The sequence below is a fragment of the Klebsiella sp. RC2 genome, from assembly GCF_014192815.1.
Lineage (GTDB): Bacteria > Pseudomonadota > Gammaproteobacteria > Enterobacterales > Enterobacteriaceae > Klebsiella > Klebsiella variicola.
The window spans coordinates 324,890-346,886 of the sequence record NZ_JACHYL010000003.1; the positions used below are offsets into that span (position 1 = coordinate 324,890).

Sequence of the window (21,997 nt, forward strand, 5' to 3'; positions counted from 1 at the left end):
TATGCTGTAAAAATCAAATAGTATGTTGTAACTAAGGTGAAATGATGGCCAGCTACGATCTTGTTGAACGTCTGAATGATACCTTTCGCCAGATCGAGCTGGAGCTGCAGACGCTCCAGCAGGCATTAAGCAGCTGTCGGCTGCTGGCGGCCAGGGTATTTGAACTGCCGGCGATCAGTAAGGATGCCGAGCACGATCCGCTGGCCAACATACCGGTGGTGCAGCACAGCGGCAAGGCGGCGCTGGCCCTCGCCCTGCGCCACTTCAGCCATCTGTTTATCCAGCAGCAGTCGGAAAACCGCAGCAGCAAGGCCGCCGTCCGCCTGCCAGGGGCTATCTGCCTGCAGGTCACCGCTGCGGAGCAGCAGGATCTGCAGGCGCGCATTCAGCATATTAACGCCCTGAAGGCTACCTTCGAGAAAATCGTCACCGTCGATTCTGGCCTGCCCCCCACTGCCCGTTTTGAATGGGTGCATCGCCACCTGCCGGGCTTGATCACCCTCAGCGCCTACCGCACGCTGACGCCCCTTATCGACCCCAGCACCATCCGCTTCGGCTGGGCCAATAAACACGTGATCAAGAACCTGACCCGCGACCAGGTATTGATGATGCTGGAGAAAAGCCTGCAATCACCGCGAGCGGTGCCGCCGTGGACCCGTGAGCAGTGGCAGAGCAAGCTTGAGAGGGAGTATCAGGACATCGCCGCCCTGCCGCAGCGGGCGCGGCTGAAAATCAAACGGCCGGTGAAAGTGCAGCCGATTGCCCGCGTCTGGTACGCCAGCGAGCAGAAACAGGTGCAGTACGCCTGCCCCAGCCCGCTGATCGCGCTGATATCCGGCAGCCAGGGGGTCAGCGTCCCGGATATCGGCGAATTGCTGAACTATGACGCCGACAATGTCCAGTACCGCTACAAACCGGAGGCGCAGTCGCTGAGATTACTTATCCCGCGCCTGCACCTCTGGCTGGCTAGCGAGTAGCCAGGCTGCCAACCATCTCCTCAGGGCGCACCCAGCTGTCGAATTCGGCTTCCGTCAGGTAGCCCAGCGCCAGCGCCGAGGCTTTGAGGGTCAGCCCCTCATGGTGCGCTTTTTTAGCGATTTCCGCCGCCTTGTCGTAGCCGATATGGGTATTCAGCGCAGTGACCAGCATCAGCGACTCATTGAGCAGCTGGCTGATCCGCTCGCGATTCGGTTCAATACCCACCGCACAGTGCTCGTTAAAACTTGCCATGCCGTCCGCCAGCAGACGCACCGACTGCAGGAAGTTGTGGATGACCATCGGGCGATAGACGTTAAGCTCAAAGTTGCCGGAGGCGCCACCGATATTCACCGCCACGTCGTTGCCCATCACCTGGCAGCAGACCATGGTCAGGGCTTCGCACTGGGTTGGGTTAACCTTGCCGGGCATAATCGATGACCCTGGCTCGTTTTCCGGGATGGCGATTTCGCCAATGCCGCAGCGGGGGCCGGAGGCCAGCCAGCGGACATCGTTAGCGATTTTCATCAGGGACGCCGCCAGGCCTTTCAGCGCGCCGTGGGCATGGACCAGGGCATCCACAGTGGCCAACGCTTCGAATTTGTTTGGTGCGGTGACAAATGGTTGTCCGCTGAGCGACGCCAGCTCGGCCGCCACCCGCACGGCATACTCCGGATGGGTATTCAGCCCGGTTCCTACCGCCGTCCCGCCCAGCGCCAGCTCGGCAAGATGCGGCTGACTGGCTTCGATGTGCTTCAGGCTATGGTCCAGCATCGCCACCCAGCCGGAGATCTCCTGGCCTAACGTGAGCGGCGTGGCGTCCTGCAGATGGGTGCGGCCGATCTTGACGATATCCCTGAAGGCTACTGCTTTTTCATTGAGCGTCGCCCGCAGCGCCTGCAGCGACGGGATCACTTTTTCCCGCAGGGCAATCAGCGCCGCGACGTGCATGGCGGTGGGGAACACGTCATTTGAGCTCTGGCTCTTATTCACATCGTCATTGGGATGAATTTTTCGCGCCATCCCCCGTTCACCGCCCAGCAGTTCACTGGCGCGGTTGGCCAGCACCTCGTTCATATTCATATTGCTTTGGGTGCCGGAGCCGGTCTGCCAGATAGCCAGCGGGAACTCCTGCGCGTGCTTTCCGGCGAGGACTTCGTCAGCGGCAGCGACGATCGCCCCGGCTTTCTCCGCCGTCAGCAACCCGAGATCCTGATTAACCTTCGCCGCCGCCCGCTTGGTCAGCGCCAGGGCGTAAATCAGCTCCCCGGGCATTTTTTCGCTTGATATGCGGAAATGCTCCAGCGAGCGCTGGGTCTGGGCGCCCCAGAGTTTATCGGCCGGGACGTCGATGGCGCCCATCGAGTCTTTTTCACTGCGATGCGTTGTCATTACTTTCTCCTTGGATTCAAAGTGCGTCATAGCGACAAAGCTCACCTGCTTAAAAGACTAAGTATTGGCCAGATTTATAAGTTGTTTTGGTGGTTCGTGCCGCGAAGCGACATAAAAAAGCCGCCCGAAGGGCGGCCCAGACCGCTGACAAAATGCAATCGTCGGGATTGCCCGGCGGCGCTGCGCTTGCGCGGGACTACAGAGAATTGCCTAACTGTTTAATATTGCTGTTTTTCGCAGGCCGGGTAAGGCGAAAGCCGCCACCCGGCAGAAAGGCGATCACAATAACGAAAACCGGTTTGTCATCGGCCAGAGCCGCCCCGAAGGGCGGTCTGGGTTACTTCACGCAGCGGGCGCACTGCGACGTCTGGATCTGCTGGAAGAAGTCATTGCCTTTATCATCGACGAGGATAAACGCCGGGAAATCCTCCACTTCAATTTTCCAGATAGCCTCCATACCCAGCTCCGGATATGCCACGCATTCGAGGCTCTTAATGCTCTGCTGGGCGAGCACTGCTGCCGGGCCGCCAATGCTGCCGAGGTAGAAGCCGCCGTGTTTATGGCAGGCATCGGTCACCTGCTGGCTGCGGTTGCCTTTCGCCAGCATTACCATGCTCGCGCCGTGCGACTGCAGCAGATCAACGTATGAATCCATGCGCCCTGCGGTGGTCGGTCCCAGAGAGCCGGAGGCGTAACCGTCCGGTGTCTTGGCCGGACCGGCATAGTAGATCGGGTGATCTTTGACGTACTGCGGCAGTGCTTCACCGCTGTCGATAAGCTCCTTCAGCTTGGCGTGAGCGATATCGCGGGCCACGATAATAGTGCCGCTCAGCGACAAACGGGTGGACACCGGGTACTGCGACAGCAGCGCCAGGATTTCGCTCATCGGCTGGTTAAGATTCACCTTCACCGCTTCGCCTTCCCCGGCCTGGCGCAGATGCTCAGGGATATATTTCCCCGGATTGCTCTCCAGCTTCTCGATCCAGATGCCGTCGCGGTTGATTTTGGCTTTGATGTTGCGGTCGGCGGAACAGGAGACGCCCATCCCTACCGGGCAGGAAGCGCCGTGGCGTGGCAGACGGATCACGCGGATATCGTGGGCGAAGTATTTCCCGCCGAACTGCGCGCCGAGGCCAAGGTTCTGCGCTTCCAGCAGCAGCTCCTGCTCCAGCTGAATGTCGCGGAACGCCTGGCCATGCTCGTTACCTTCGGTCGGCAGGCCATCGTAGTATTTGGTGGAGGCCAGCTTCACGGTTTTCAGCGTCGCTTCCGCCGAAGTCCCGCCGATCACAAAGGCGATATGGTACGGCGGACAAGCGGCGGTCCCGAGGGTGCGCATCTTCTCAACCAGATAGTTTTTCAGCTTCGCCGGGGTGATCAGCGCTTTGGTTTCCTGGTACAGATAGGTTTTGTTCGCCGAACCGCCGCCCTTGGCGATGCAGAGGAATTTGTACTCATCGCCATCGGTAGCATAAAGATCGATCTGCGCCGGCAGGTTGGTACCGGTGTTAACCTCTTTATACATATCCAGCGGCGCGTTCTGCGAGTAGCGCAGGTTGTCCTGGATATAGGTGTTGTACACACCCTGCGCCAGAGCGGCTTCATCACCGCCGCCGGTCCACACGCGCTGGCCTTTTTTACCCATGATGATCGCGGTGCCGGTGTCCTGGCAGGTGGGCAGAATGCCTTTGGCGGCGATATCCGAGTTGCGCAGGAACTGCAGGGCGACGTATTTGTCGTTTTCGCTGGCTTCCGGGTCGTTAAGGATATCCGCCACCTGCTGCTGATGCGCCGGGCGAAGCATAAAGGAGGCGTCGTGGAAAGCATGCTGCGCCAGAAGGGTTAGCGCCTGAGGGTCGACTTTTAGCACTTCCTGGCCGGCAAATTCGGCGACGGAGACGTAATCACTGCTGAGGAGATAATACTCGGTGTCATCCTTTTTGAGGGGAAAAGGATCCTGGTAAACAAACGGTTTATTCGACATTGTACTCTCACTTACTGCTTTGGCTGATTATGTTTCAGGCAGGGACTCCATGTGCCTGTAGAAAAGCGAGTCGATCAATCTTACACAATTTTTTAACAAAAACTGAGACAGGGACGACTTTTTCTTTCAGCAGTTGCTTCTCCACGGTTTACTGGTTTAATAGAGCAATAATTTTTACTTTGATTGATACAGGGAATGAGAATGCAAAAGCTGATCAACGCCGTACAGAACTACGCATGGGGAAGCCACACCGCTTTAACTGAACTGTATGGCATTGCCAACCCGGACAACCTGCCGATGGCGGAGCTGTGGATGGGGGCGCATCCGAAGAGCAGCTCGCAGATCCTGGCGGCCGACGGCCAGCCGCGTTCGCTGCGCGAGGTGATTGACTCGGATAAAACCGCCCTGCTCGGCGACAAGGTTGCCGCCCGCTTTGGTGAGCTGCCGTTCCTGTTTAAAGTGCTGTGCGCCGCTCAGCCGCTCTCTATTCAGGTCCATCCCAACAAGCAGGCCTCGGAAGAAGGTTTCGCCCGCGAGAACGCCGCCGGCATCCCGCTCTCCGCCGCCGAGCGTAACTATAAAGATCCAAACCACAAGCCGGAGCTGGTTTTTGCCCTGACGCCGTTCCTGGCGATGAATGCGTTTCGCGAGTTCAGCGAGATTGTCACCCTGCTGCAGCCGGTGGCTAGCGCGCATCCGGCGATTGGCGCCTTCCTGCAGCAGCCGGATGCGGCTCATCTGAGCCAGCTGTTTGCCAGCCTGCTCAATATGCAGGGCGAGGAAAAAGCCAAGGCGCTGCAGGTGCTGCGCGACGTACTGGCCCGTGAACAAGGCGAACCGTGGCAGACTATCCGCCTGATCGCGGAATTCTATCCGGACGACAGCGGCCTCTTCTCGCCGCTGCTGCTGAACGTGGTGAAGCTGAACCCTGGCGAAGCCATGTTCCTGTTCGCCGAAACGCCGCATGCCTATCTGCAGGGGGTGGCGCTGGAGGTGATGGCCAACTCGGATAACGTACTGCGTGCCGGTCTGACGCCGAAATACATTGATATTCCTGAGCTGGTCGCTAACGTCAAGTTCGAAGCCAAACCGGCGGGTGAGCTGTTGACCCAGCCGCAGCAGCACGGCGCAGAGCTGGACTTCCCGATCCCGGTGGAAGATTTTGCCTTCTCGCTGCACGACCTCTCCGCCGAGGCCAGCGATCTGGCTCAGGCGAGCGCGGCGATTATTTTCTGCGTCGACGGCGAAGCCGTGCTGCACAAAGGTGACCAGAGCCTGACGCTCAAGCCGGGCGAGTCGGCTTTCGTGGCCGCCAACGAATCACCGGTGCAGGTCAGCGGACGCGGCCGCGTGGCGCGCGTGTTCAATAAGCTCCAGTAAGTGACTGACCTTTCAGGTCGCGCTTACTGAATGATGACAACTCAGCCAGGCGGTCTCTCCGCCTGGCTTCATTTATGGACAAATGCTATGAAAAAATCGCTGGTCGCAGCAGGCATCATCGTGGCGCTGGGCGTGGTATGGACAGGCGGCGCCTGGTACACCGGCAAACAGCTGGAAGGCCGGATCGCCGATATGGTGCAGCAGGCTAACGCGCAGCTACGCAGCAGCGCGCCGGAATCAGGTCTGGAGCTGAGCTATCAGAATTACCAGCGCGGGCTGTTCAGCAGCCATCTGCAGCTGGTGGTTAAGCCGATCGCCGGTCAGGCCAACAGCTGGCTGGCCGCCGGACAGAGCGTGGTACTTGACGAGGTGGTCGATCATGGACCCTTCCCGCTGGCCTCATTAAAAACCTTTAATCTGGCCCCGGCGATGGCCTCGGTCCACACCACGCTGGTGAAAAATGATGCCAGCCAGGCGCTGTTCGAGATCGCCAAAGGCAACACTCCCTTTACCGTCGATACACGCATCGCCTACAGCGGCGACAGCCAGTCGGCGATCGTGCTCAATGCCCTCGACTATGCCAAAGGTGATGAGAAAGTCACCTTCAGCGGCGGTCAGTTCCAGCTCGACGCCGACCGCGACGGCAAAAACATCAGCCTGAAGGGCCAGGCCGGCAGCGGGCAGATCGATGCGCTCAACGAATATAATCAGAAGGTACAGCTGCGCTTCGTCAACCTGACCACCGACGGCGCCACCGAACTGGCCAGCTTCAACGAACGTATCGGCCAGCAAAAAATGACCCTCGATAAACTGGCCATCAGCGTCGAAGGCAAAGAGCTGGCGCTGGTTGACGGGATGGCGCTGGACGGCGGCTCGACGCTGACCCAGGACGGCAAAGGCGTGAACAGCCAGGTGAACTACACCGTCAACAGCCTCAAGCTGCAGGGGCAGGATATGGGCAGCGGCAAACTGACGCTGAAAGTGGATAATGTCGACGGTCAGGCGTGGCACCAGTTTAGTCAGCAGTACAGTGCACAGTCTCAGGCGCTGCTGGCAAAACCGGAACTGGCGCAAAACCCGGAACTGTACCAGCAGGCGTTAACCGAAACCCTGTTCAATGCGCTGCCGATCCTGCTTAAAGGCAACCCATCGGTGACCATCTCTCCGCTGAGCTGGCGCAATGCCAAAGGGGAAAGTACCCTGAATCTGTCGGTTCTGCTGAAGGATCCGGCCCAGGTGACCACCCCACCGCAGACCCTGGCGGACAGTCTGGATCGCGTGGTGCAGTCCCTTGACGGCAAGGTGGTGATCCCGGTGGATATGGCGACGGAGTTGATGACCAAAATCGCCGGTCTGGAAGGTTACCAGCCAGCCGATGCGGCCAAACTCGCCGATCAGCAGGTCAAAGGCCTGGCGGCGATGGGCCAGATGTTCCGCATCACCACCATGGAAGATAACGCCATCAGCAGCAGCCTGCAGTACGCTAACGGCCAGGTGACGCTGAACGGACAGAAAATGCCGCTGGAGGATTTTGCCGCGATGTTTGGTCTGGAAGCGCCTGCTCAACCGGACGCGGCGCCGCAGGAAGGCCAGCCGCAACAGGATGACGCCGCTCCTCAGCAGGACGACGCCGCCCCGCAGCCGTAACTTATCGTCTCAGGAGACGGCCATCGCGCCGTCTCCCTCACTTCCGTGTCACCAGCCGCGGCGGCATAATCTGGTTTCGCGCCTCGCCGGTGCCTTCCTCCAGCCGTCGCAGCATCGACTCTGCCAGGGTTTTCCCCATCTCGCGCGCCGGGGTCGTTACCCAGGTGAGCGGCAGGTCATCCAGCGCCGCCTCCGGCACGTCGGCGAAGGCCGCCAGCGCCACCCGCTGTTCGAAATAGCTCTCGACGCCATCCTCTCCGCTCTGCCTTCCGGCCCGCAGTAAACCAAACCACGCGCCGGTGGCCACCACGTTGTTGTAGCACAGCACCGCGGTGATGGTCGGGTTCTGGCGCAACAGCCCCGCCATCGCCTCCGCCGCCTGCTTCTGGCTCGACTCGCACTCCAGCACCCATTCGCTGTGAAACGGCAGACCGTATTTCAGCAAGGTGGCGCAATAGCCGCCGACCCGCTCGGCGCGCGTCAGCGACGAGCTCTGCCCGCCAAGCCAGGCGATCCGCTGATGGCCGCGGCGGATAAGATGCTCGGTCACCAGCTGCGCCGCCTGCATGTTGTCCGGGCGGATCAGGTCGACATCGTCAAGGTAGCTGGCGCGGGAAGCAAACACCAGCGGCACGCCGGCCTGCGCGGCCCGCTCGCGCAGTTCGCTCCCGCGATCGATCGACCCGGCGATGATCACCCCGTCGACCCCCTGCGCCGCGAGGGTATCAAACCGCTGGTCTATCTTCTCGCCGCTGCGCCCGCCCTGTGTGAGGAACACCATTTTCCCCTGCCTTTCCAGGGCGTCGGTGAGGCCGGCGGTTAATTCGGCGTAAAACGGCTTTGACAGATCGCTAACGATAAGGCCAATCACCCCGCTCTGCCCGCCACGCAGCGAGGCGGCCTGGCGGTTGCGCACAAATCCCAGCTGTTCGATGGCCTGATTAACCCGCTCGCCGGTGGCGCTGGAGATGCGCCCTTTACCGCTCAGCACCAGCGAGACGGTGCTCACGGAGACCCCGGCGGCCTGCGCCACATCATTGATGGTGATCTTTTTTGCGATAGCCATAACGTGCTGGCTGACTCCCTTGCCTGTCGATAAAACGTTTTATCATTGTGCAATCTTTATAAACCTTATTATCGCTTGATTATGTGATTTTTATCGCACTAAAAACTGGTAAAACGTTTTATCTTGCCGTGGCGTTAGTTCTTCCCGACCACTTGAGAATCAGGAACCGTGTTATGACGGCGAAAACAGCACCAAAAATCACTTTATGGGAGTTTTTCCAGCAGCTCGGAAAAACCTTTATGCTGCCCGTAGCGTTGCTCTCGTTTTGTGGGATCATGCTGGGGATCGGCAGTTCGTTAAGCAGTCACGATGTTTTGACGCTGCTGCCGTGGCTGGATATGCCGCTGCTGCAGGCCATCTTTATCTGGATGAGCAAAGTCGGCTCCTTTGCCTTCAGCTTCCTGCCGGTCATGTTCTGTATCGCCATCCCACTGGGACTGGCGCGGGAGAACAAAGGCGTCGCCGCCTTCGCCGGCTTTGTCGGCTACGCGGTCATGAACCTGGCGGTCAACTTCTGGCTGACGGCGAAAGGCATTCTGCCCACCACCGACGCCGCGATCCTGAAGGCCAACAATATCCAGAACATCATCGGTATTCCGTCGATCGATACCGGGATCCTCGGCGCGGTTATCGCCGGGATTATCGTCTGGCTGCTGCATGAACGCTTCCATAACATTCGCCTGCCGGACGCCCTGGCCTTCTTCGGTGGCACCCGCTTCGTGCCGATCATCACCACCGTGGTGCTGGGTCTGGTCGGGCTGGCGATCCCGCTGGTGTGGCCAGTCTTCGCCATGGGGATCAACGCCCTCGGGAAGATGATCAACAGCGCCGGGGATTTTGGCCCGATGATCTTCGGCACCGGCGAGCGACTGCTGCTGCCGTTTGGCCTGCACCACATTCTGGTGGCGCTGATCCGCTTCACTGAAGCCGGCGGTACCCTCGACGTCTGCGGCCACAGCGTCAGCGGCGCGCTGACCATCTTCCAGGCGCAGCTAAGCTGCCCAACCACCCACGGCTTCTCCGAAAGCGCCACCCGCTTCCTGTCGCAGGGTAAAATGCCGGCCTTCCTCGGCGGCCTGCCGGGAGCCGCGCTGGCGATGTACCACTGCGCCCGTCCGGAAAACCGGCATAAAATTAAAGGCCTGCTGATCTCCGGGGTCATCGCCTGCGTGGTCGGCGGCACCACCGAGCCGCTGGAGTTCCTGTTTCTGTTCGTCGCGCCGGTGCTGTATGTCATCCACGCGCTGCTGACCGGTCTCGGCTTTACCATCATGGCGGTGCTCGGGGTGACCATCGGCAACACCGACGGCAATATCATTGACTTCGTGGTGTTTGGCATCCTGCATGGCCTGGCGACCAAGTGGTATCTGGTGCCGGTGGTAGCGGCTATCTGGTTCGCGGTCTACTATGCCATCTTCCGCTTCGCCATCACCCGCTTCAATCTGAAAACGCCGGGCCGCGATATCGACACCGCCGCCAGCGTGGAGAAAGCCGTCGCCGGTACCATCGGCAAATCCGGCTATAACGTGCCGGCGATTCTGGCGGCGCTCGGCGGCGCCGAGAACATTGTTTCGCTGGATAACTGCATTACTCGTCTGCGTCTGTCGGTACACGATATGAGCAAAGTGGACGCCGCCGCGCTGAAAGCCCATCGCGCCATCGGGGTGGTTCAGCTCAATCAGCATAACCTGCAGGTGGTTATTGGCCCGCAGGTGCAGTCAGTAAAAGATGAAATGGCCGTATTGATGAATACTGTTCAGGCCTGACCCCACTGGTCCCCCTTCCGCGCGGAGGGGGACATTCGCTAAGGAAGTTCCGATGTTTGATTTTGCCACCCCCATCGACCGCCACGGTACCTGGTGCACACAGTGGGACTATGTCGCCGACCGGTTTGGCGCCGCCGACCTGCTGCCGTTCACCATCTCCGATATGGATTTCGCCACCGCGCCCTGCATTCTCGACGCCGTCAGCCAGCGGCTGGCCCACGGGGTGTTCGGCTACAGTCGCTGGCGGAACGAGGCGTTTCTCGGGGCGATTGCCCACTGGTACGCCAGCCGGTTTAACAGCGTCATCGATCCGCAAACGGTGGTCTACGGGCCGTCGGTTATCTACATGGTGGCGGAAACCATCCGCCAGTGGTCGAGCGAAGGCGACGGGGTCGTCGTCCATACCCCTGCCTACGATGCATTCTATAAGACCATCACCGCTAACCGCCGGGAGATTGCCCCGGTGCCATTGACCCTGACGAATAATCAATGGCACTGCGATATGGCCCGCCTGGAAGCCGTGCTGGCGGAACCGAAGAATACCCTGCTGCTGCTGTGCAGCCCGCACAACCCAACGGGGAAAGTCTGGCGTCGGGAGGAGCTCCAAACCATGGCGGCCCTGTGTCAAAAACATGGCGTCAGGGTGATTAGCGACGAAATTCATATGGACATGGCCTGGGACAAACACCGCCATATCCCGTGGAGCGAGGTCGCTCAGGGGCCATGGGCGCTGTTCACCTCCGGTTCGAAGAGCTTTAATATTCCGGCCTTTACCGGGGCCTATGGCTTTATCCCTGAGGCGAACGCGCGCGACAACTACCTGCAGGCGCTGAAGGCCCGCGACGGGCTCTCTTCTCCCTCCGTGCCGGCGCTGGTCGCCCATATCGCCGCCTACCGCGACGGGGCTCCCTGGCTCGACGCCTTGCGTGACTATCTGCAGGCGAATATGCGCTATGTCGCCGACACGCTTAATAATGCCTTCCCCGCGCTCTGTTGGCAGCCGCCGGAGGCCACCTACCTGGCGTGGATCGACCTGCGCCCCCTGAACATCGACGATCACGCGCTACAGCAGGCGCTGATCGCCGAACAGAAGGTGGCGATTATGCCGGGTTATACCTATGGTCCTGAGGGCAACGGCTTTCTGCGCCTCAACGTCGGCTGCCCGCGCGAGAAGCTGGAACGCGGTGTCGAAGGACTGATTGCCGCCCTGCGCAGCCTCAGCTGATTCGACGCGCAATCTACAGGTCATCGCGCCGGCGGAATGCCAGGTAGCCGGCGCCGAGGGTAAAGATGGCGACTATCACCACCAGCAGGATAAACCCGTGGTGGTTACTCGCCAGCGGGATCCCCCCGACATTCATGCCGAAGAAGCCAGCGACGATGTTAATCGGCAGCGCGAGGACCGTGATCACCGTCAGGGTGTAGAGGGTGCGGTTGCTCTGTTCCAGCTGGCGGGCGCCAATCTCCTCCTGCAGCAGACTGATGCGCTCGATCAGGCCGGACAGGTCATTGAGCACCACGCTAAACTCTTCGGTGAACTGACGAAACGCCTGCACCACTGCACGATCCATCCACGCCGGCGGCCGGTTAAGCAGCCGGAACATCGCCGCCGGCTCCGGCGCCAGCAGCCGCTGAAAACGTAAAAGCATCCGCCGCAGCCGCGCCAGATCGGCCCGGTTGCTCTGCACGTGATTGCTCAGGAGACGCTCTTCAATAAGGTCGACATGGCGGCTGGCCTGGCGGACGACCTGCTCCAGCACCTCCTCCTGCTCCTCCAGCAGAAAAGCCAGCAGCTCGGTAGAGGTATTCACCCTGAGCGTCTGCAGACGCGGCAGCATCCATTCGATAAACCGCAACGGTTTGAAGCGCGCCGTCACCACCAGCTTAGGGCTACAGTAGAGCCACAGCGTGGCGGTTTCCGCACTGGTATCCTGCGGACGAAACAGCACATCGTTGAGCACAGCGAACAGATTCTCCCCCTGTCGCTCAATGCGGGTGGTGTGCGAGCCGCTGCGGATCTCCTCGAAGAAAAAGTCCGCCACCGGAAAGTGGCTGGTTAACCATTTTTCGGCGGTGGCATGATTGAGATTCAGGTGTAACCAGATAAACGCCTTGTCATCGGCGAGCGCCTGATAACGGGCGCACACCTCGCCAGAGGCGATGGGCTGCGGGGGGCGCTGTTCATGAAACAGATAACCATGCACCAGACCGGAAACTTCACTATCAAAATCGGGCTTTAACATCTTCGCGGTGACGTCTTGACTCATGGCTCCCTCAGGACACGCACTGGCACTGTTGATGCCCGAATAGCGCCATCTTTCGCTATTTTCCGCGGGCTGGCAAGGTTAATAATCTGGTCATAAAACAGTAACCTGAATGACATATTGCCGTCAGTGTCGCGCGCCACGCAGGCGATGCGATCGGCGTGAATAGAGGGGACTTGTGGCCCTTTTCGCTCCGGGGTTATTAAAATAAATTTGATTATCCTCAAAACTTTTTTAGGCAAAAAAGCGTATTACTTTAGCCGCTTAATCATTGCTTACCCTGGTTTATTGAGGAGGAGACCATGAAAACCTATGACCGTAATCGTAACGCTATTGCTACCGGCAGCATGGTAATGATCGCCGGTAACGGCACAACAGGCGTGATTAAAGCTATCCATGGTGAAGGGAAAACCGCCGAGCAGCTTCGCCGGGCGGACTGCGTTGAAATCGACGGCTGCGAGGGCCGCTTTTGCCCGTTAGATCTGATCCGTCTCGGCTTCCATTAATTCCTGCCGCCAGGTCATCAGTAGCAGGCCACCTGAGGCGGCCTGCTCTTTTCCCGGATAATAAAGCGGCTAGCGAAAGCTCCACTGAATACTCATCACAAAGATCGCCGGCACAATAATGCCGCCTTCCACACCGAAATAATCGGTGAAGTTATATTGCAGACCATGATAGAGGTAGGGCGAAAAACCGACGCCGGTGATTTTTTTGGCGGTGCGGTAGGTGCCGGAATCCCCACAGTGGCTGAAGGCGTCAAAGAAAAATTCCCCGGTATAGGCATACACCCCTTTCAGCACCCAGCCGGTATCGTTTTTCAGCCAGTCGCGGCGCACGCCGAGGGTCAAACAGCGATCGTCAAAGCTGTTTTTCATCGTTCCGACCAGCACGCTGTATTTTGAATCCTGAGAAAACTTGCGCTCCACCGAGAAAAAATTGTTATTGAAATGCTCGTTATATTGTCCGTGGTTACCGGTCATATGATAAACATAGGAGCCGGTATTCATCGAATAGAGGTTTAATTCCCCGGCCTGCGCCGACGGCATGGCAACCACCAGTAGCCCTGATAACAAAATCCATAATTTATTTAACATTCAGCAACCTACACCACACCCGTAAAAAAGAACCCGGCATACTAGCACCGCTAAACTAAACCGAAGGGCAATCAGATAACCGACGCTGGTCGCGGCAGAAAACATGACCCTATCTGCACTATAGCAGCGGCGCTCCCGCTTCGTTAGCGCTTGCAGCTATACTGCAGACACATTCATCTTATTGATTAAGGACTGCTGTGTTAGCCACTCTCCTCGTTGCGCTGGTCGCTATTATTCATCTCGCCATCCTGGTGCTGGAGATGTTTCTCTGGGAAGCCCCCGCCGGGCGCCGGGCCTTTAACCTCAGCGCCGATTTCGCCCGGGAGACCCGGGTGCTGGCGGCCAACCAGGGGTTGTATAACGGTTTTCTGGCCGCCGGCCTGGCGTGGGGGCTGTGGCTGGGGGCGCCGGGGGTGCAGGTGGTTATCTTTTTCCTGGCCTGCGTGCTGGTCGCCGGGATTTTCGGCGCGCTAACCGCCAGCCGCAAAATTCTCTATATTCAGGCGCTGCCCGCACTGCTGGCGCTGCTTGCCGTGGTGGCGCAAGCGTAGGGCCTTGATCCAAAACAGAGAAAGCAGGCGTTAAGGCGGGTACTATTTGCCCCCTTCGGTCGGTCATCGACCTTTAATACCTTCTGAGTTCAGAGGCATTTTTATGACATGGCAATCCTTCAAACAGGCCTGGCTTATCCGGTTCTGGTCCCCTGTCCCGGCGGTCATCGCGGCGGGCATCCTCTCCACCTACTATTTTGGCATCACCGGCACCTTCTGGGCGGTGACCGGCGAATTCACCCGCTGGGGTGGTCAACTGCTGCAACTGCTGGGCGTCCACAGCGAACAGTGGGGCTATTACCAGCTGATTCATCTCGAAGGGACGCCGCTGACCCGCATCGATGGCAGGATGATCATCGGCATGTTCGGCGGCTGCCTGGCCGCCGCGCTATGGGCCAATAACGTCAAACTGCGCTTTCCACGCAGCCGGATCCGCATTGTGCAGGCCGTGGCAGGCGGCATCATCGCCGGGTTCGGCGCACGTCTGGCGATGGGCTGCAATCTGGCGGCTTTTTTCACCGGTATTCCGCAGTTCTCCCTGCACGCCTGGCTGTTTGCCATCGCCACCGCCATCGGCTCCTGGTTTGGCGCCCGCTTCACGCTGCTGCCCCTTTTTCGCATCCCGGTAAAAATGCAAAAGGTGTCCGCCGCCTCGCCGTTAACCCAAAAACCGCAGCAGGCGCGCCGCCGTTTCCGGCTGGGGATGGTGATCTTTTTCGCCATGATCGGCTGGGGCCTGCTCACCGCCGCAGACCACCCGGCGCTCGGCCTGGCGATGCTGTTCGGCATCGGCTTCGGTCTGCTTATTGAGCGCGCGCAGATCTGCTTTACCTCCGCCTTTCGCGATATGTGGATCACCGGCCGGACGGTGATGGCGAAGGCGATTATCTTCGGCATGGCGGCGAGCGCCATCGGTATCTTTAGCTATGTGCAATTGGGGATGGCGCCGAAAATTATGTGGGCCGGTCCCAATGCGGCGATTGGCGGGCTGCTGTTTGGCTTTGGCATCGTGCTGGCCGGCGGCTGTGAAACCGGCTGGATGTACCGGGCGGTGGAGGGCCAGGTTCACTACTGGTGGGTTGGGCTGGGCAATGTCATTGGCTCAACGCTGCTCGCCTGGTGCTGGGACGATATCGCCGCTCCGCTCGCCACCCACTGGCAAAAAATCAACCTGCTGAACGCCTTCGGCCCCTTCGGCGGGCTGCTGGCGACCTATCTGCTGCTGCTGATCGCCCTGCTGCTGGTGATCGCCTGGGAAAGACATTTTTTCCGCCGCCAGTCGACGGCGGTCCGGACCGTGAAGGAGAGCGCATGAAAAACATCATCCCTGATTATCGCCTGGATATGGTCGGCGAACCCTGTCCCTATCCGGCCGTGGCCACTCTGGAAGCGATGCCCTCCCTGCAAAAAGGCGAGATCCTGGAAGTGGTCAGCGACTGTCCGCAGTCGATCAATAACATTCCACTCGATGCCAGGAACCATGGCTATACGGTGCTGGATATTCAGCAGGATGGCCCAACCATTCGCTATCTGATCCAGAAATAGCCGCGGCTCATGGCCCCGCCGGCGACGATCATCGCCGGCGCTAATTTCGCCTCTTCCCGTCTTACCACACCTTCTGCCTGCCTCGAGGATCCCCTGCGAACCTTTGCAATAGCTTGTAACACTTGAAACGATGTTCCAGTTACATAATAACCATTAATATAACGCGCCTATATTATTAAAATACGAATAAGTAAACGTGTGAATGGTTTATGCCGACAGACGCCGAAACCATGCGCAGCAACAACACAACAAGGATTGAAATGGAACTGCTGGCAAGGCTGGGTCACTTTTTCGAACAGGTTCGCGCGGATGCCGATTTTACCACCTTCGCCAGTGAACTCCGCCGGCATCAGGTCTCCTACTACATCTATTTTGTCTCCACCGGCAATATGAATTTCGTGATGGCAAACGACGAGGTGATTTCGATAAAAAGCGCCCGCGGCCTGCTACGCGTGCGCAGCGCCCCCAGCCATCGACTGACCTCGGCCGCGGTCATCCGCCATTTTGCCGGCGCCATCAACTTTGAACAGTACTGCAAGGATCTCGCCAGCGCCGGCGTGTTTAAGTGGATTGTTGATCTGGAAGAGGAGACCCGGCACTACTGGTCGAAGGATAATACGCTGCTGTATAAAGAGAGCCTGATGCCCCCCTGAGCGGGTCCCAGGGGGAGGCGTGGTTATCTGCTCGCCCCTCAGTCGCGGGTCTGCACCCAGAAGGCGTGGATCAGGCCAGGAATATAGCCCAGCAGGGTCAGAATAATGTTGAGAATAAACGCCCAGCCGAAGCCTTTCCCCAGCAGTACGCCCAGCGGCGGCAGAATGATAGTGAAAACGATTCTCCAGAATCCCATAACCTCTCCCTTCGTCTAACGTCAATATTTTACTAAGCTATTCAATAGTTAAGCATAGACGCTTTTCACCGCTTCGCCAGCAGGCGGCCCCCTCATCTCCGGTAACAAAAATTATTCCCTGCCGTCAGCGCTAAAAAAGGCCGGGAAAACATCCACTTTTTTCCTCCCCGGCCCGGAAACGCTGGCATACCGCACAGATTGTCAGTTGACCAATCAGGGGGACAGGACTAAGCCTGGAGGAGTTTTATCACATCGAGTCGTTTTACCAACCGGAGAATGTCCATGAGTAAACTTGGGATTAATGGATTTGGTCGTATCGGACGTTTGGTGTTACGCCGTTTATTAGAAGTCGACAGCAGCCTGGAAGTGGTGGCTATCAACGACCTCACCTCGCCAAAGGTGCTGGCCTATTTGTTGAAGCATGATTCAAACTACGGCCCCTTTCCGTGGAGCGTCGACTTTACGGAAGATGCGCTGATCGTCAACGGCAAAACCATTACGGTGTATGCCGAAAAAGAGGCGCAGCATATTCCGTGGCAGGCGGCAGGCGCAGAGGTGATTGTGGAGTGTACCGGGTTTTACACCTCGGCCGAGAAATCGCAAGCCCATCTCCAGGCCGGCGCGCGCAAAGTGCTGATTTCCGCCCCCGCTGGCGAGATGAAAACCATCGTCTACAACGTCAACGATGACACCCTGACCCCGGATGACACCATCATCTCCGTGGCCTCCTGCACCACCAACTGCCTGGCGCCGATGGCCAAAGTCCTCCAGGATGCCTTCGGCATCACCGTGGGCACCATGACCACCATCCATGCTTATACCGGCACCCAGTCGCTGGTGGACGGGCCGCGCGGCAAAGATCTGCGCGCCTCCAGAGCGGCGGCAGAAAACGTCATCCCGCACACCACAGGTGCGGCAAAGGCCATCGGCCTGGTGATCCCCGCCCTGAGCGGTAAACTGAAGGGCCATGCCCAGCGTGTGCCGACAAAAACGGGTTCGGTGACAGAGCTGGTGTCGGTGCTGGAGAAAAAAGTGACTGCGGATGAGGTCAATCAGGCGATGAAGCAGGCGGCTGAGGGCAATGAATCCTTCGGCTACACCGAAGAAGAGATTGTCTCTTCCGACATCATCGGCAGCCATTTCGGCTCGATCTACGATGCCACCCAGCTGGAGATTGTGGAGGCCGGCGGCGTACAGCTGGTGAAAACCGTCGCCTGGTATGATAACGAATACGGCTTCGTCACCCAGTTGATCCGCGTGCTGGAGAAATTCGCCCGCTAAGCGAACGGCGGGCCGCCTGAGCTGCCCGCCGGCTCGGAGTTAAGTACCTCAGGCCTGCAGATAGACCACCTGGGTCTGCAGGTACTCATTCAGCCCGTGGCGGCCATCAGCGCCGCCGATCCCCGATTTGCGCCAGCCGGCGTGGAAACCCTGCATCGCCTCAAAGTTTTCCCGGTTGATATAGGTTTCGCCGAACTTCAGTCCCTTAATCGCCTTCATCGCCACGTTCAGATCGCGGGTATAGATCGAGGAGGTCAGGCCATAGTCGCTGTCATTGGCCATCGCCAGCGCCTCATCGAGGGTCGAAAACGCCACCACCGGCAGCACCGGCCCGAAGGTTTCCTCGTGGATAATGTCCATCTCCTGACGCACATCCAGCAGCAGGGTCGGCGGATAAAAATAGCCTTTGCCCTCCAGCGGCTGCCCGCCCAGCGCCACCCGCGCCCCCTGCGCCACCGCCTTCGCCACTTTGCCCGCCACCTGGTCCCGCGCCGCCGCGTTGATCAGCGGCCCCATCGCGATGTCATCCCGCGTCGCCGGGTCGCCAAACTGCACGGCCTTCATCGCCTCGCCGAGGCGGTTGACGAAGCGGTCGTAAATGTCCTGCTGAACATAGACCCGCTCGACGCAGTTACACACCTGCCCGGTGTTAATCACCCGCGAGTCCACCACCGCTTTCACCGCCAGCTCCAGATCCGCATCATCCATCACAATGGCTGGCGCTTTGCCGCCGAGTTCGAGGCACACTTTGGTGATATTTTTCGCCGCAGCGGCCATGATTTTCTCTCCTGCCGCCACGCTACCGGTCATGCTGACCATCGCCACCTTTGGATTGCCGGCCAGCTCCTGACCAACGGTTTCTCCGCGGCCGAGCACCAGGTTAAAGACCCCTTTCGGCAACCCTACCTGATGGACAATCTCGGCAAAGGCGATGGCATTATTGGGCGTAAATTCGCTGGGCTTAATGACGATGGTATTCCCGGTGATCAGGGCCGGCGCCAGCTTGCGGGCGATAAGAAAGAACGGGAAGTTCCACGGCAGGATCCCGGTGGTCACCCCCAGCGCGCGTTTAAAGACGAGGATATTCTCCCCAGGGCGATCGCTCTGCACGATCTCGCCTTCGTAACGGCGCGCCCATTCGGCCATATAGTCGAGATAGTCCGCGGTGAATGCGACTTCCACCGCAGCCAGCTGCTGGATCTTGCCGCCTTCAGCCACGATCAGCCCGGCAATCTCTTCAGCACGCTGGCGGATACCAGCGGCAATTTTGCGTAACCAACCCGCACGCTCAATGGCCGGCAGCGCTTCCCAGGCGGGCTGGGCGCGCTCAGCCGCGTCAATCGCCAGCCGCGCCTCTTCAGCAGTCCCGTCCGGGATCCGCGACAGCAGCGCTTCGGTCGCCGGGTTAAGCACGTCGATCCAGCCGTCGCCGCGACCGGAAACGAACTGGCCATCAATATACATTTGGTGTTGAACGGGTGCTGTCATGGCTGCTCCTGTAGTGCGTTTGTATTTAACAAGTGATTTTTTTGTTAAATATCGGGCGGATAAGCCGTGGCTTCGCAGCACGTTGGCGCCGTTCTGTGAGCTGATTCATAAAACCGGGCCAAAAATGCCCGGTTGAGGTTACATTCCAATAACACAAATTGCCCGTTTGCGATAAATCTGCCGCAAACGGGCAGTTTTCAGCCGAGGGTGCGGGCCTGCAGCGCCCCGGCAAGCTGGCCGTCCTCCCGCAGCTGTCGCCAGGCATCGAGGATCTCCGGCGGGAAGGTGACGTGGCTGATGAAGTCTTTCCCCCGCGGACCGTATCCTTCAGGCGTATCCTGCAGGCGCGGCAGCTCGCCCAGCAGCAGCGCCAGGTAGCGGGCGACCGGCCACAGCCCCGCCCCGCCGCCCGCGAACCCCAGTTGACCATCGGTCTGCTCCAGCACCGGCGAGCAGCCGGGAAAGCTCAGCCACTGTGGCGGTGTCGCCACCCCCTGCCAGACGCGGGCGAAGGTGGCCATGGTTCGCCGCTGCATGGTGGGGTCCTGAATGACGATCCCGCGACGATGAGGGATCCCCCCGTTCTCCAGCGTGGTCCGGGTAAAACGGGCGTTCTCGCCGCAGTTGGTCGACTGGTCCTCCACCACCAGCCGCGAGCGCGGAATGTGCCAGTAGTCATGAGCAATATCGGCCAGAATATGCGCTTCCGGACGCCCCGCCACCGGCAACATACGGTAACGGGTATCCTGGCGCACCGCCTCGTAGAGATAGTTCGTAGAATGTCCCACGCCGCCGCTGATCAGCAGCGGGACTTCCCGTTCCGCCGCCAGCCGGCAGGCGGCGTCGATGGTCGGGATCACGGCGTTGCCGGCCAGCACCACCACGTCCACCTGCGGCAGCGCGGGCAGCGTCGCCAGATCGTCCTGCGCCAGCCAGGCGCCGACCTGGTTAGCCGCCGCCAGCGTCGCCGCCGACAGCCGGGGAAATTGTTCTGCCATTCTGTCTCCTTAATTCCCTCTCAGCCGATCGGAGAGGATGCTTTCGCCATCATAAACGCCGCCTCGCGGGAGGCAAAGCGGCGTTAATTTGTAACCATTTTGAAATAACAAGAAACATCTAAAAACAGGCGGGTTGCACCTGAACAACTCACTATGAAAATAACAAAAAACAGCAAAATCAGGTGGAAAATAAAAAATAGCGTCGCGGTTACACCACGCCAAACCTCGCCATGTCGCCCAGTTTGCCAGCGATGAACTTGCCAATTGTAACCTTCAACCCTAAGTTGCTTAACAATTACACAACCTTTTTTCACACCAGGTTGCACCCTGTTTACACAGAGTGACACCTGACCTATTTACCGTGGCGGGAGAACGTTTCGTAATGAGCAATCCACAAGACAACACTGCATCCATTCTGCAGAAAAACAAGAAGGTCCTGATCGCCAGCCTGACAGGCAGCGCCATCGAATGGTTCGATTATTTTCTCTATGGCACCGCCGCCGCGCTGGTGTTCAACAAAATCTTCTTTCCGATGGTCGACCCGGTCATCGGCCTGATCCTCTCCTGGCTCTCCTTCTCGCTGACGTTTTTTATCCGCCCCATCGGCGGCGTCATTTTCGCTCATATCGGCGATCGCATCGGCCGCAAGAAGACGCTGGTGCTGACCCTGTCGCTGATGGGCAGCGCCACGGTGGCGATCGGCCTGCTTCCCACCTATGAGATGGTGGGCCTCTGGGCGCCCGCCCTGCTGATTACCCTGCGCATTATTCAGGGCATGGGTATCGGCGGTGAATGGGGCGGTGCGCTGCTGCTGGCCTACGAATACGCGCCGGAAAAGCGGAAAGGCTTTTTCGGCAGCATTCCCCAGGCCGGCGTGACCATCGGCATGCTGATGGCGACGTTTATCGTCTCGCTGATGACCCTGTTTGACGAGGCGCAGTTTCTCGCCTGGGGCTGGCGCATACCGTTCCTGCTCAGCTCCGTTCTCGTTTTTCTCGGCCTGTGGATCCGCAAAGATATCGACGAAACGCCCGCCTTTAAGCAGGTGAAAAAATCCGGCCAGGTGGCGAAGGCCCCGCTGCGCGAAACGCTCAAGCACCACTGGCGGGAAGTGCTGATTGCCGCCGGTCTGAAAGTGGTGGAGACCGCCCCATTCTATATCTTCTCCACCTTTGTGGTCAGCTATGCCACCACCACCCTGAGCTACCAGAAGTCGCAGGCGCTGGAATCCGTGACCCTGGGCGCGCTGGTGGCCACCGTGATGATCCCGCTGATGGGGCTGCTGTCAGACAAGGTGGGGCGGCAAAAGATGTATACCCTGAGCGTGGTGCTGCTGGGGCTGTTTATCGTTCCGTGGTTCCTGCTGCTCGACACCGGCACCAACTGGGGCATCATGCTGGCGACGGTCGTTGCCTTCGGCATCCTGTGGGCGCCGGTAACTGCGGTGCTCGGCACCTTGTGCTCTGAGATTTTCAGCGCCAATGTGCGCTATACCGGGATCACCCTCGGCTACCAGCTGGGTGCCGCGCTGGCCGGGGGCACCGCGCCGCTTATCGCCACCGGTCTGCTGGCAAAATATGACGGGGACTGGCGGCCGGTGGCCGTTTATCTGGGCGTAACGGTGGTGATTTCGCTGCTGGCAATTTTCTGCGCCAGCCGGATGAAGTCCGCGCCGGGTGCGGCCCCTTCCCGGGCGGAAAGCGCCTAACCGCCGCC

The 21,997-nt window shown here is 59.2% G+C and carries 21 protein-coding genes; 13 read left to right on the forward strand and 8 right to left on the reverse strand.

The window, feature by feature from the left end:
• Positions 1 to 44 precede the first annotated feature (44 nt).
• Positions 45 to 977 (forward strand): DNA replication terminus site-binding protein, encoded by a 933-nt coding sequence (gene tus / locus FHW76_RS11185; RefSeq protein ID WP_183476769.1) that lies wholly within the window; start codon positions 45 to 47, stop codon positions 975 to 977.
• Here the strand turns inward: tus and fumC are convergent.
• Together fumC and fumA are read right to left on the reverse strand one after the other, a co-directional pair.
• On the reverse strand, positions 967 to 2,367 hold the full coding sequence (fumC, locus tag FHW76_RS11190) for a class II fumarate hydratase (RefSeq protein WP_012541897.1): 1,401 nt from the start codon (positions 2,365 to 2,367) through the stop codon (positions 967 to 969). The two genes, tus and fumC, sit on opposite strands and share 11 nt — an antisense overlap.
• A gap of 337 nt (positions 2,368 to 2,704) precedes the next feature.
• On the reverse strand, positions 2,705 to 4,351 hold the full coding sequence (gene fumA / locus FHW76_RS11195; RefSeq protein WP_183476683.1) for a class I fumarate hydratase FumA: 1,647 nt from the start codon (positions 4,349 to 4,351) through the stop codon (positions 2,705 to 2,707).
• Between the two features lie 201 nt (positions 4,352 to 4,552).
• On the opposite strand from fumA, the gene manA reads away from it, so the two are divergent.
• Together manA and FHW76_RS11205 are read left to right on the forward strand one after the other, a co-directional pair.
• The gene (gene manA, locus FHW76_RS11200; RefSeq protein WP_183476685.1) at positions 4,553 to 5,731 is read left to right on the forward strand and encodes a mannose-6-phosphate isomerase; all 1,179 of its coding nucleotides are present in this window, start codon (positions 4,553 to 4,555) and stop codon (positions 5,729 to 5,731) included.
• An 87-nt stretch (positions 5,732 to 5,818) separates the two neighbouring features.
• Positions 5,819 to 7,378, forward strand: a complete 1,560-nt coding sequence (locus tag FHW76_RS11205) for a YdgA family protein (RefSeq protein WP_032735477.1) — start codon at positions 5,819 to 5,821, stop codon at positions 7,376 to 7,378.
• Between the two features lie 37 nt (positions 7,379 to 7,415).
• Here FHW76_RS11205 and FHW76_RS11210 read toward each other — a convergent pair whose 3' ends face one another.
• Complete coding sequence (locus tag FHW76_RS11210; protein ID WP_008805079.1) at positions 7,416 to 8,444, reverse strand: Mal regulon transcriptional regulator MalI; 1,029 nt, start codon at positions 8,442 to 8,444, stop codon at positions 7,416 to 7,418.
• A gap of 173 nt (positions 8,445 to 8,617) precedes the next feature.
• On the opposite strand from FHW76_RS11210, the gene malX reads away from it, so the two are divergent.
• Together malX and FHW76_RS11220 are read left to right on the forward strand one after the other, a co-directional pair.
• Complete coding sequence (gene malX, locus FHW76_RS11215; RefSeq protein WP_012541901.1) at positions 8,618 to 10,210, forward strand: maltose/glucose-specific PTS transporter subunit IIBC; 1,593 nt, start codon at positions 8,618 to 8,620, stop codon at positions 10,208 to 10,210.
• A 52-nt stretch (positions 10,211 to 10,262) separates the two neighbouring features.
• A complete protein-coding gene (locus FHW76_RS11220) occupies positions 10,263 to 11,435 on the forward strand; it encodes a MalY/PatB family protein (protein ID WP_129765908.1) in 1,173 nt (390 codons plus the stop codon).
• A 13-nt stretch (positions 11,436 to 11,448) separates the two neighbouring features.
• On the opposite strand, the gene FHW76_RS11225 is transcribed toward FHW76_RS11220, so the two are convergent.
• Positions 11,449 to 12,477 carry a CorA family divalent cation transporter gene (locus tag FHW76_RS11225; RefSeq protein WP_183476687.1) on the reverse strand — a complete coding sequence of 343 codons (1,029 nt, stop codon included), beginning with the start codon at positions 12,475 to 12,477 and terminating at the stop codon, positions 11,449 to 11,451.
• 299 nt (positions 12,478 to 12,776) lie between these two features.
• Between FHW76_RS11225 and ydfZ the strand changes: the two genes are divergently transcribed.
• On the forward strand, positions 12,777 to 12,980 hold the full coding sequence (ydfZ, locus tag FHW76_RS11230) for a putative selenium delivery protein YdfZ (protein WP_004151566.1): 204 nt from the start codon (positions 12,777 to 12,779) through the stop codon (positions 12,978 to 12,980).
• 69 nt (positions 12,981 to 13,049) lie between these two features.
• Here the strand turns inward: ydfZ and FHW76_RS11235 are convergent, their stop codons facing one another.
• Positions 13,050 to 13,529: a hypothetical protein gene (locus FHW76_RS11235; RefSeq protein ID WP_162493319.1), complete on the reverse strand. Its 480-nt coding sequence runs from the start codon at positions 13,527 to 13,529 to the stop codon at positions 13,050 to 13,052.
• A gap of 236 nt (positions 13,530 to 13,765) precedes the next feature.
• On the opposite strand from FHW76_RS11235, the gene FHW76_RS11240 reads away from it, so the two are divergent.
• The 4 genes from FHW76_RS11240 (at position 13,766) to FHW76_RS11255 (ending at position 16,317) form a co-directional block, all read left to right on the forward strand.
• Positions 13,766 to 14,119, forward strand: a complete 354-nt coding sequence (locus FHW76_RS11240) for a DUF1304 domain-containing protein (protein ID WP_022066007.1) — start codon at positions 13,766 to 13,768, stop codon at positions 14,117 to 14,119.
• A 103-nt stretch (positions 14,120 to 14,222) separates the two neighbouring features.
• Positions 14,223 to 15,434 carry a selenium metabolism membrane protein YedE/FdhT gene (yedE, locus tag FHW76_RS11245; protein ID WP_012541906.1) on the forward strand — a complete coding sequence of 404 codons (1,212 nt, stop codon included), beginning with the start codon at positions 14,223 to 14,225 and terminating at the stop codon, positions 15,432 to 15,434.
• Positions 15,431 to 15,664, forward strand: a complete 234-nt coding sequence (gene yedF, locus FHW76_RS11250; RefSeq protein WP_002903233.1) for a sulfurtransferase-like selenium metabolism protein YedF — start codon at positions 15,431 to 15,433, stop codon at positions 15,662 to 15,664. Before yedE ends, yedF begins: the two co-directional genes overlap by 4 nt.
• A gap of 260 nt (positions 15,665 to 15,924) precedes the next feature.
• On the forward strand, positions 15,925 to 16,317 hold the full coding sequence (locus FHW76_RS11255; RefSeq protein WP_008805086.1) for a DUF1398 domain-containing protein: 393 nt from the start codon (positions 15,925 to 15,927) through the stop codon (positions 16,315 to 16,317).
• 38 nt (positions 16,318 to 16,355) lie between these two features.
• Here FHW76_RS11255 and FHW76_RS11260 read toward each other — a convergent pair whose 3' ends face one another.
• A complete protein-coding gene (locus FHW76_RS11260; protein ID WP_002903230.1) occupies positions 16,356 to 16,514 on the reverse strand; it encodes a YqaE/Pmp3 family membrane protein in 159 nt (52 codons plus the stop codon).
• A gap of 282 nt (positions 16,515 to 16,796) precedes the next feature.
• Here FHW76_RS11260 and gap point away from each other — a divergent pair, with 282 nt between their 5' ends.
• Positions 16,797 to 17,795 carry a type I glyceraldehyde-3-phosphate dehydrogenase gene (gap, locus tag FHW76_RS11265; RefSeq protein ID WP_016160929.1) on the forward strand — a complete coding sequence of 333 codons (999 nt, stop codon included), beginning with the start codon at positions 16,797 to 16,799 and terminating at the stop codon, positions 17,793 to 17,795.
• A 48-nt stretch (positions 17,796 to 17,843) separates the two neighbouring features.
• On the opposite strand, the gene aldA is transcribed toward gap, so the two are convergent.
• Positions 17,844 to 19,283 carry an aldehyde dehydrogenase gene (gene aldA / locus FHW76_RS11270; RefSeq protein WP_042947953.1) on the reverse strand — a complete coding sequence of 480 codons (1,440 nt, stop codon included), beginning with the start codon at positions 19,281 to 19,283 and terminating at the stop codon, positions 17,844 to 17,846.
• Here aldA and FHW76_RS11275 point away from each other — a divergent pair.
• On the forward strand, positions 19,282 to 19,419 hold the full coding sequence (locus FHW76_RS11275; protein ID WP_012541908.1) for a hypothetical protein: 138 nt from the start codon (positions 19,282 to 19,284) through the stop codon (positions 19,417 to 19,419). The genes aldA and FHW76_RS11275 overlap by 2 nt on opposite strands.
• A 61-nt stretch (positions 19,420 to 19,480) precedes the next feature.
• Here FHW76_RS11275 and FHW76_RS11280 read toward each other — a convergent pair whose 3' ends face one another.
• Positions 19,481 to 20,281 carry a YdcF family protein gene (locus FHW76_RS11280; protein WP_183476689.1) on the reverse strand — a complete coding sequence of 267 codons (801 nt, stop codon included), beginning with the start codon at positions 20,279 to 20,281 and terminating at the stop codon, positions 19,481 to 19,483.
• Between the two features lie 382 nt (positions 20,282 to 20,663).
• Between FHW76_RS11280 and FHW76_RS11285 the strand changes: the two genes are divergently transcribed.
• The gene (locus FHW76_RS11285; RefSeq protein WP_044613590.1) at positions 20,664 to 21,989 is read left to right on the forward strand and encodes an MFS transporter; all 1,326 of its coding nucleotides are present in this window, start codon (positions 20,664 to 20,666) and stop codon (positions 21,987 to 21,989) included.
• Positions 21,990 to 21,997 lie beyond the last annotated feature (8 nt).

What these genes read in the sequence shown, in the direction of transcription:
- FHW76_RS11210 (WP_008805079.1), bottom strand. Translation starts at nt 8,444, where the DNA reads ATGGCTATCGCAAAAAAGATCACCATCAATGATGTGGCGCAGGCCGCC.
- FHW76_RS11220 (WP_129765908.1), top strand. Translation starts at nt 10,263, where the DNA reads ATGTTTGATTTTGCCACCCCCATCGACCGCCACGGTACCTGGTGCACA.
- FHW76_RS11275 (WP_012541908.1), top strand. Translation starts at nt 19,282, where the DNA reads ATGGCTGCTCCTGTAGTGCGTTTGTATTTAACAAGTGATTTTTTTGTT.
- fumC (WP_012541897.1), bottom strand. Translation starts at nt 2,367, where the DNA reads ATGACAACGCATCGCAGTGAAAAAGACTCGATGGGCGCCATCGACGTC.
- malX (WP_012541901.1), top strand. Translation starts at nt 8,618, where the DNA reads ATGACGGCGAAAACAGCACCAAAAATCACTTTATGGGAGTTTTTCCAG.
- yedE (WP_012541906.1), top strand. Translation starts at nt 14,223, where the DNA reads ATGACATGGCAATCCTTCAAACAGGCCTGGCTTATCCGGTTCTGGTCC.
- yedF (WP_002903233.1), top strand. Translation starts at nt 15,431, where the DNA reads ATGAAAAACATCATCCCTGATTATCGCCTGGATATGGTCGGCGAACCC.
- fumA (WP_183476683.1), bottom strand. Translation starts at nt 4,351, where the DNA reads ATGTCGAATAAACCGTTTGTTTACCAGGATCCTTTTCCCCTCAAAAAG.
- FHW76_RS11260 (WP_002903230.1), bottom strand. Translation starts at nt 16,514, where the DNA reads ATGGGATTCTGGAGAATCGTTTTCACTATCATTCTGCCGCCGCTGGGC.
- FHW76_RS11225 (WP_183476687.1), bottom strand. Translation starts at nt 12,477, where the DNA reads ATGAGTCAAGACGTCACCGCGAAGATGTTAAAGCCCGATTTTGATAGT.
- gap (WP_016160929.1), top strand. Translation starts at nt 16,797, where the DNA reads ATGAGTAAACTTGGGATTAATGGATTTGGTCGTATCGGACGTTTGGTG.
- manA (WP_183476685.1), top strand. Translation starts at nt 4,553, where the DNA reads ATGCAAAAGCTGATCAACGCCGTACAGAACTACGCATGGGGAAGCCAC.
- aldA (WP_042947953.1), bottom strand. Translation starts at nt 19,283, where the DNA reads ATGACAGCACCCGTTCAACACCAAATGTATATTGATGGCCAGTTCGTT.
- FHW76_RS11285 (WP_044613590.1), top strand. Translation starts at nt 20,664, where the DNA reads ATGAGCAATCCACAAGACAACACTGCATCCATTCTGCAGAAAAACAAG.
- FHW76_RS11255 (WP_008805086.1), top strand. Translation starts at nt 15,925, where the DNA reads ATGGAACTGCTGGCAAGGCTGGGTCACTTTTTCGAACAGGTTCGCGCG.
- tus (WP_183476769.1), top strand. Translation starts at nt 45, where the DNA reads ATGGCCAGCTACGATCTTGTTGAACGTCTGAATGATACCTTTCGCCAG.
- FHW76_RS11205 (WP_032735477.1), top strand. Translation starts at nt 5,819, where the DNA reads ATGAAAAAATCGCTGGTCGCAGCAGGCATCATCGTGGCGCTGGGCGTG.
- FHW76_RS11280 (WP_183476689.1), bottom strand. Translation starts at nt 20,281, where the DNA reads ATGGCAGAACAATTTCCCCGGCTGTCGGCGGCGACGCTGGCGGCGGCT.
- ydfZ (WP_004151566.1), top strand. Translation starts at nt 12,777, where the DNA reads ATGAAAACCTATGACCGTAATCGTAACGCTATTGCTACCGGCAGCATG.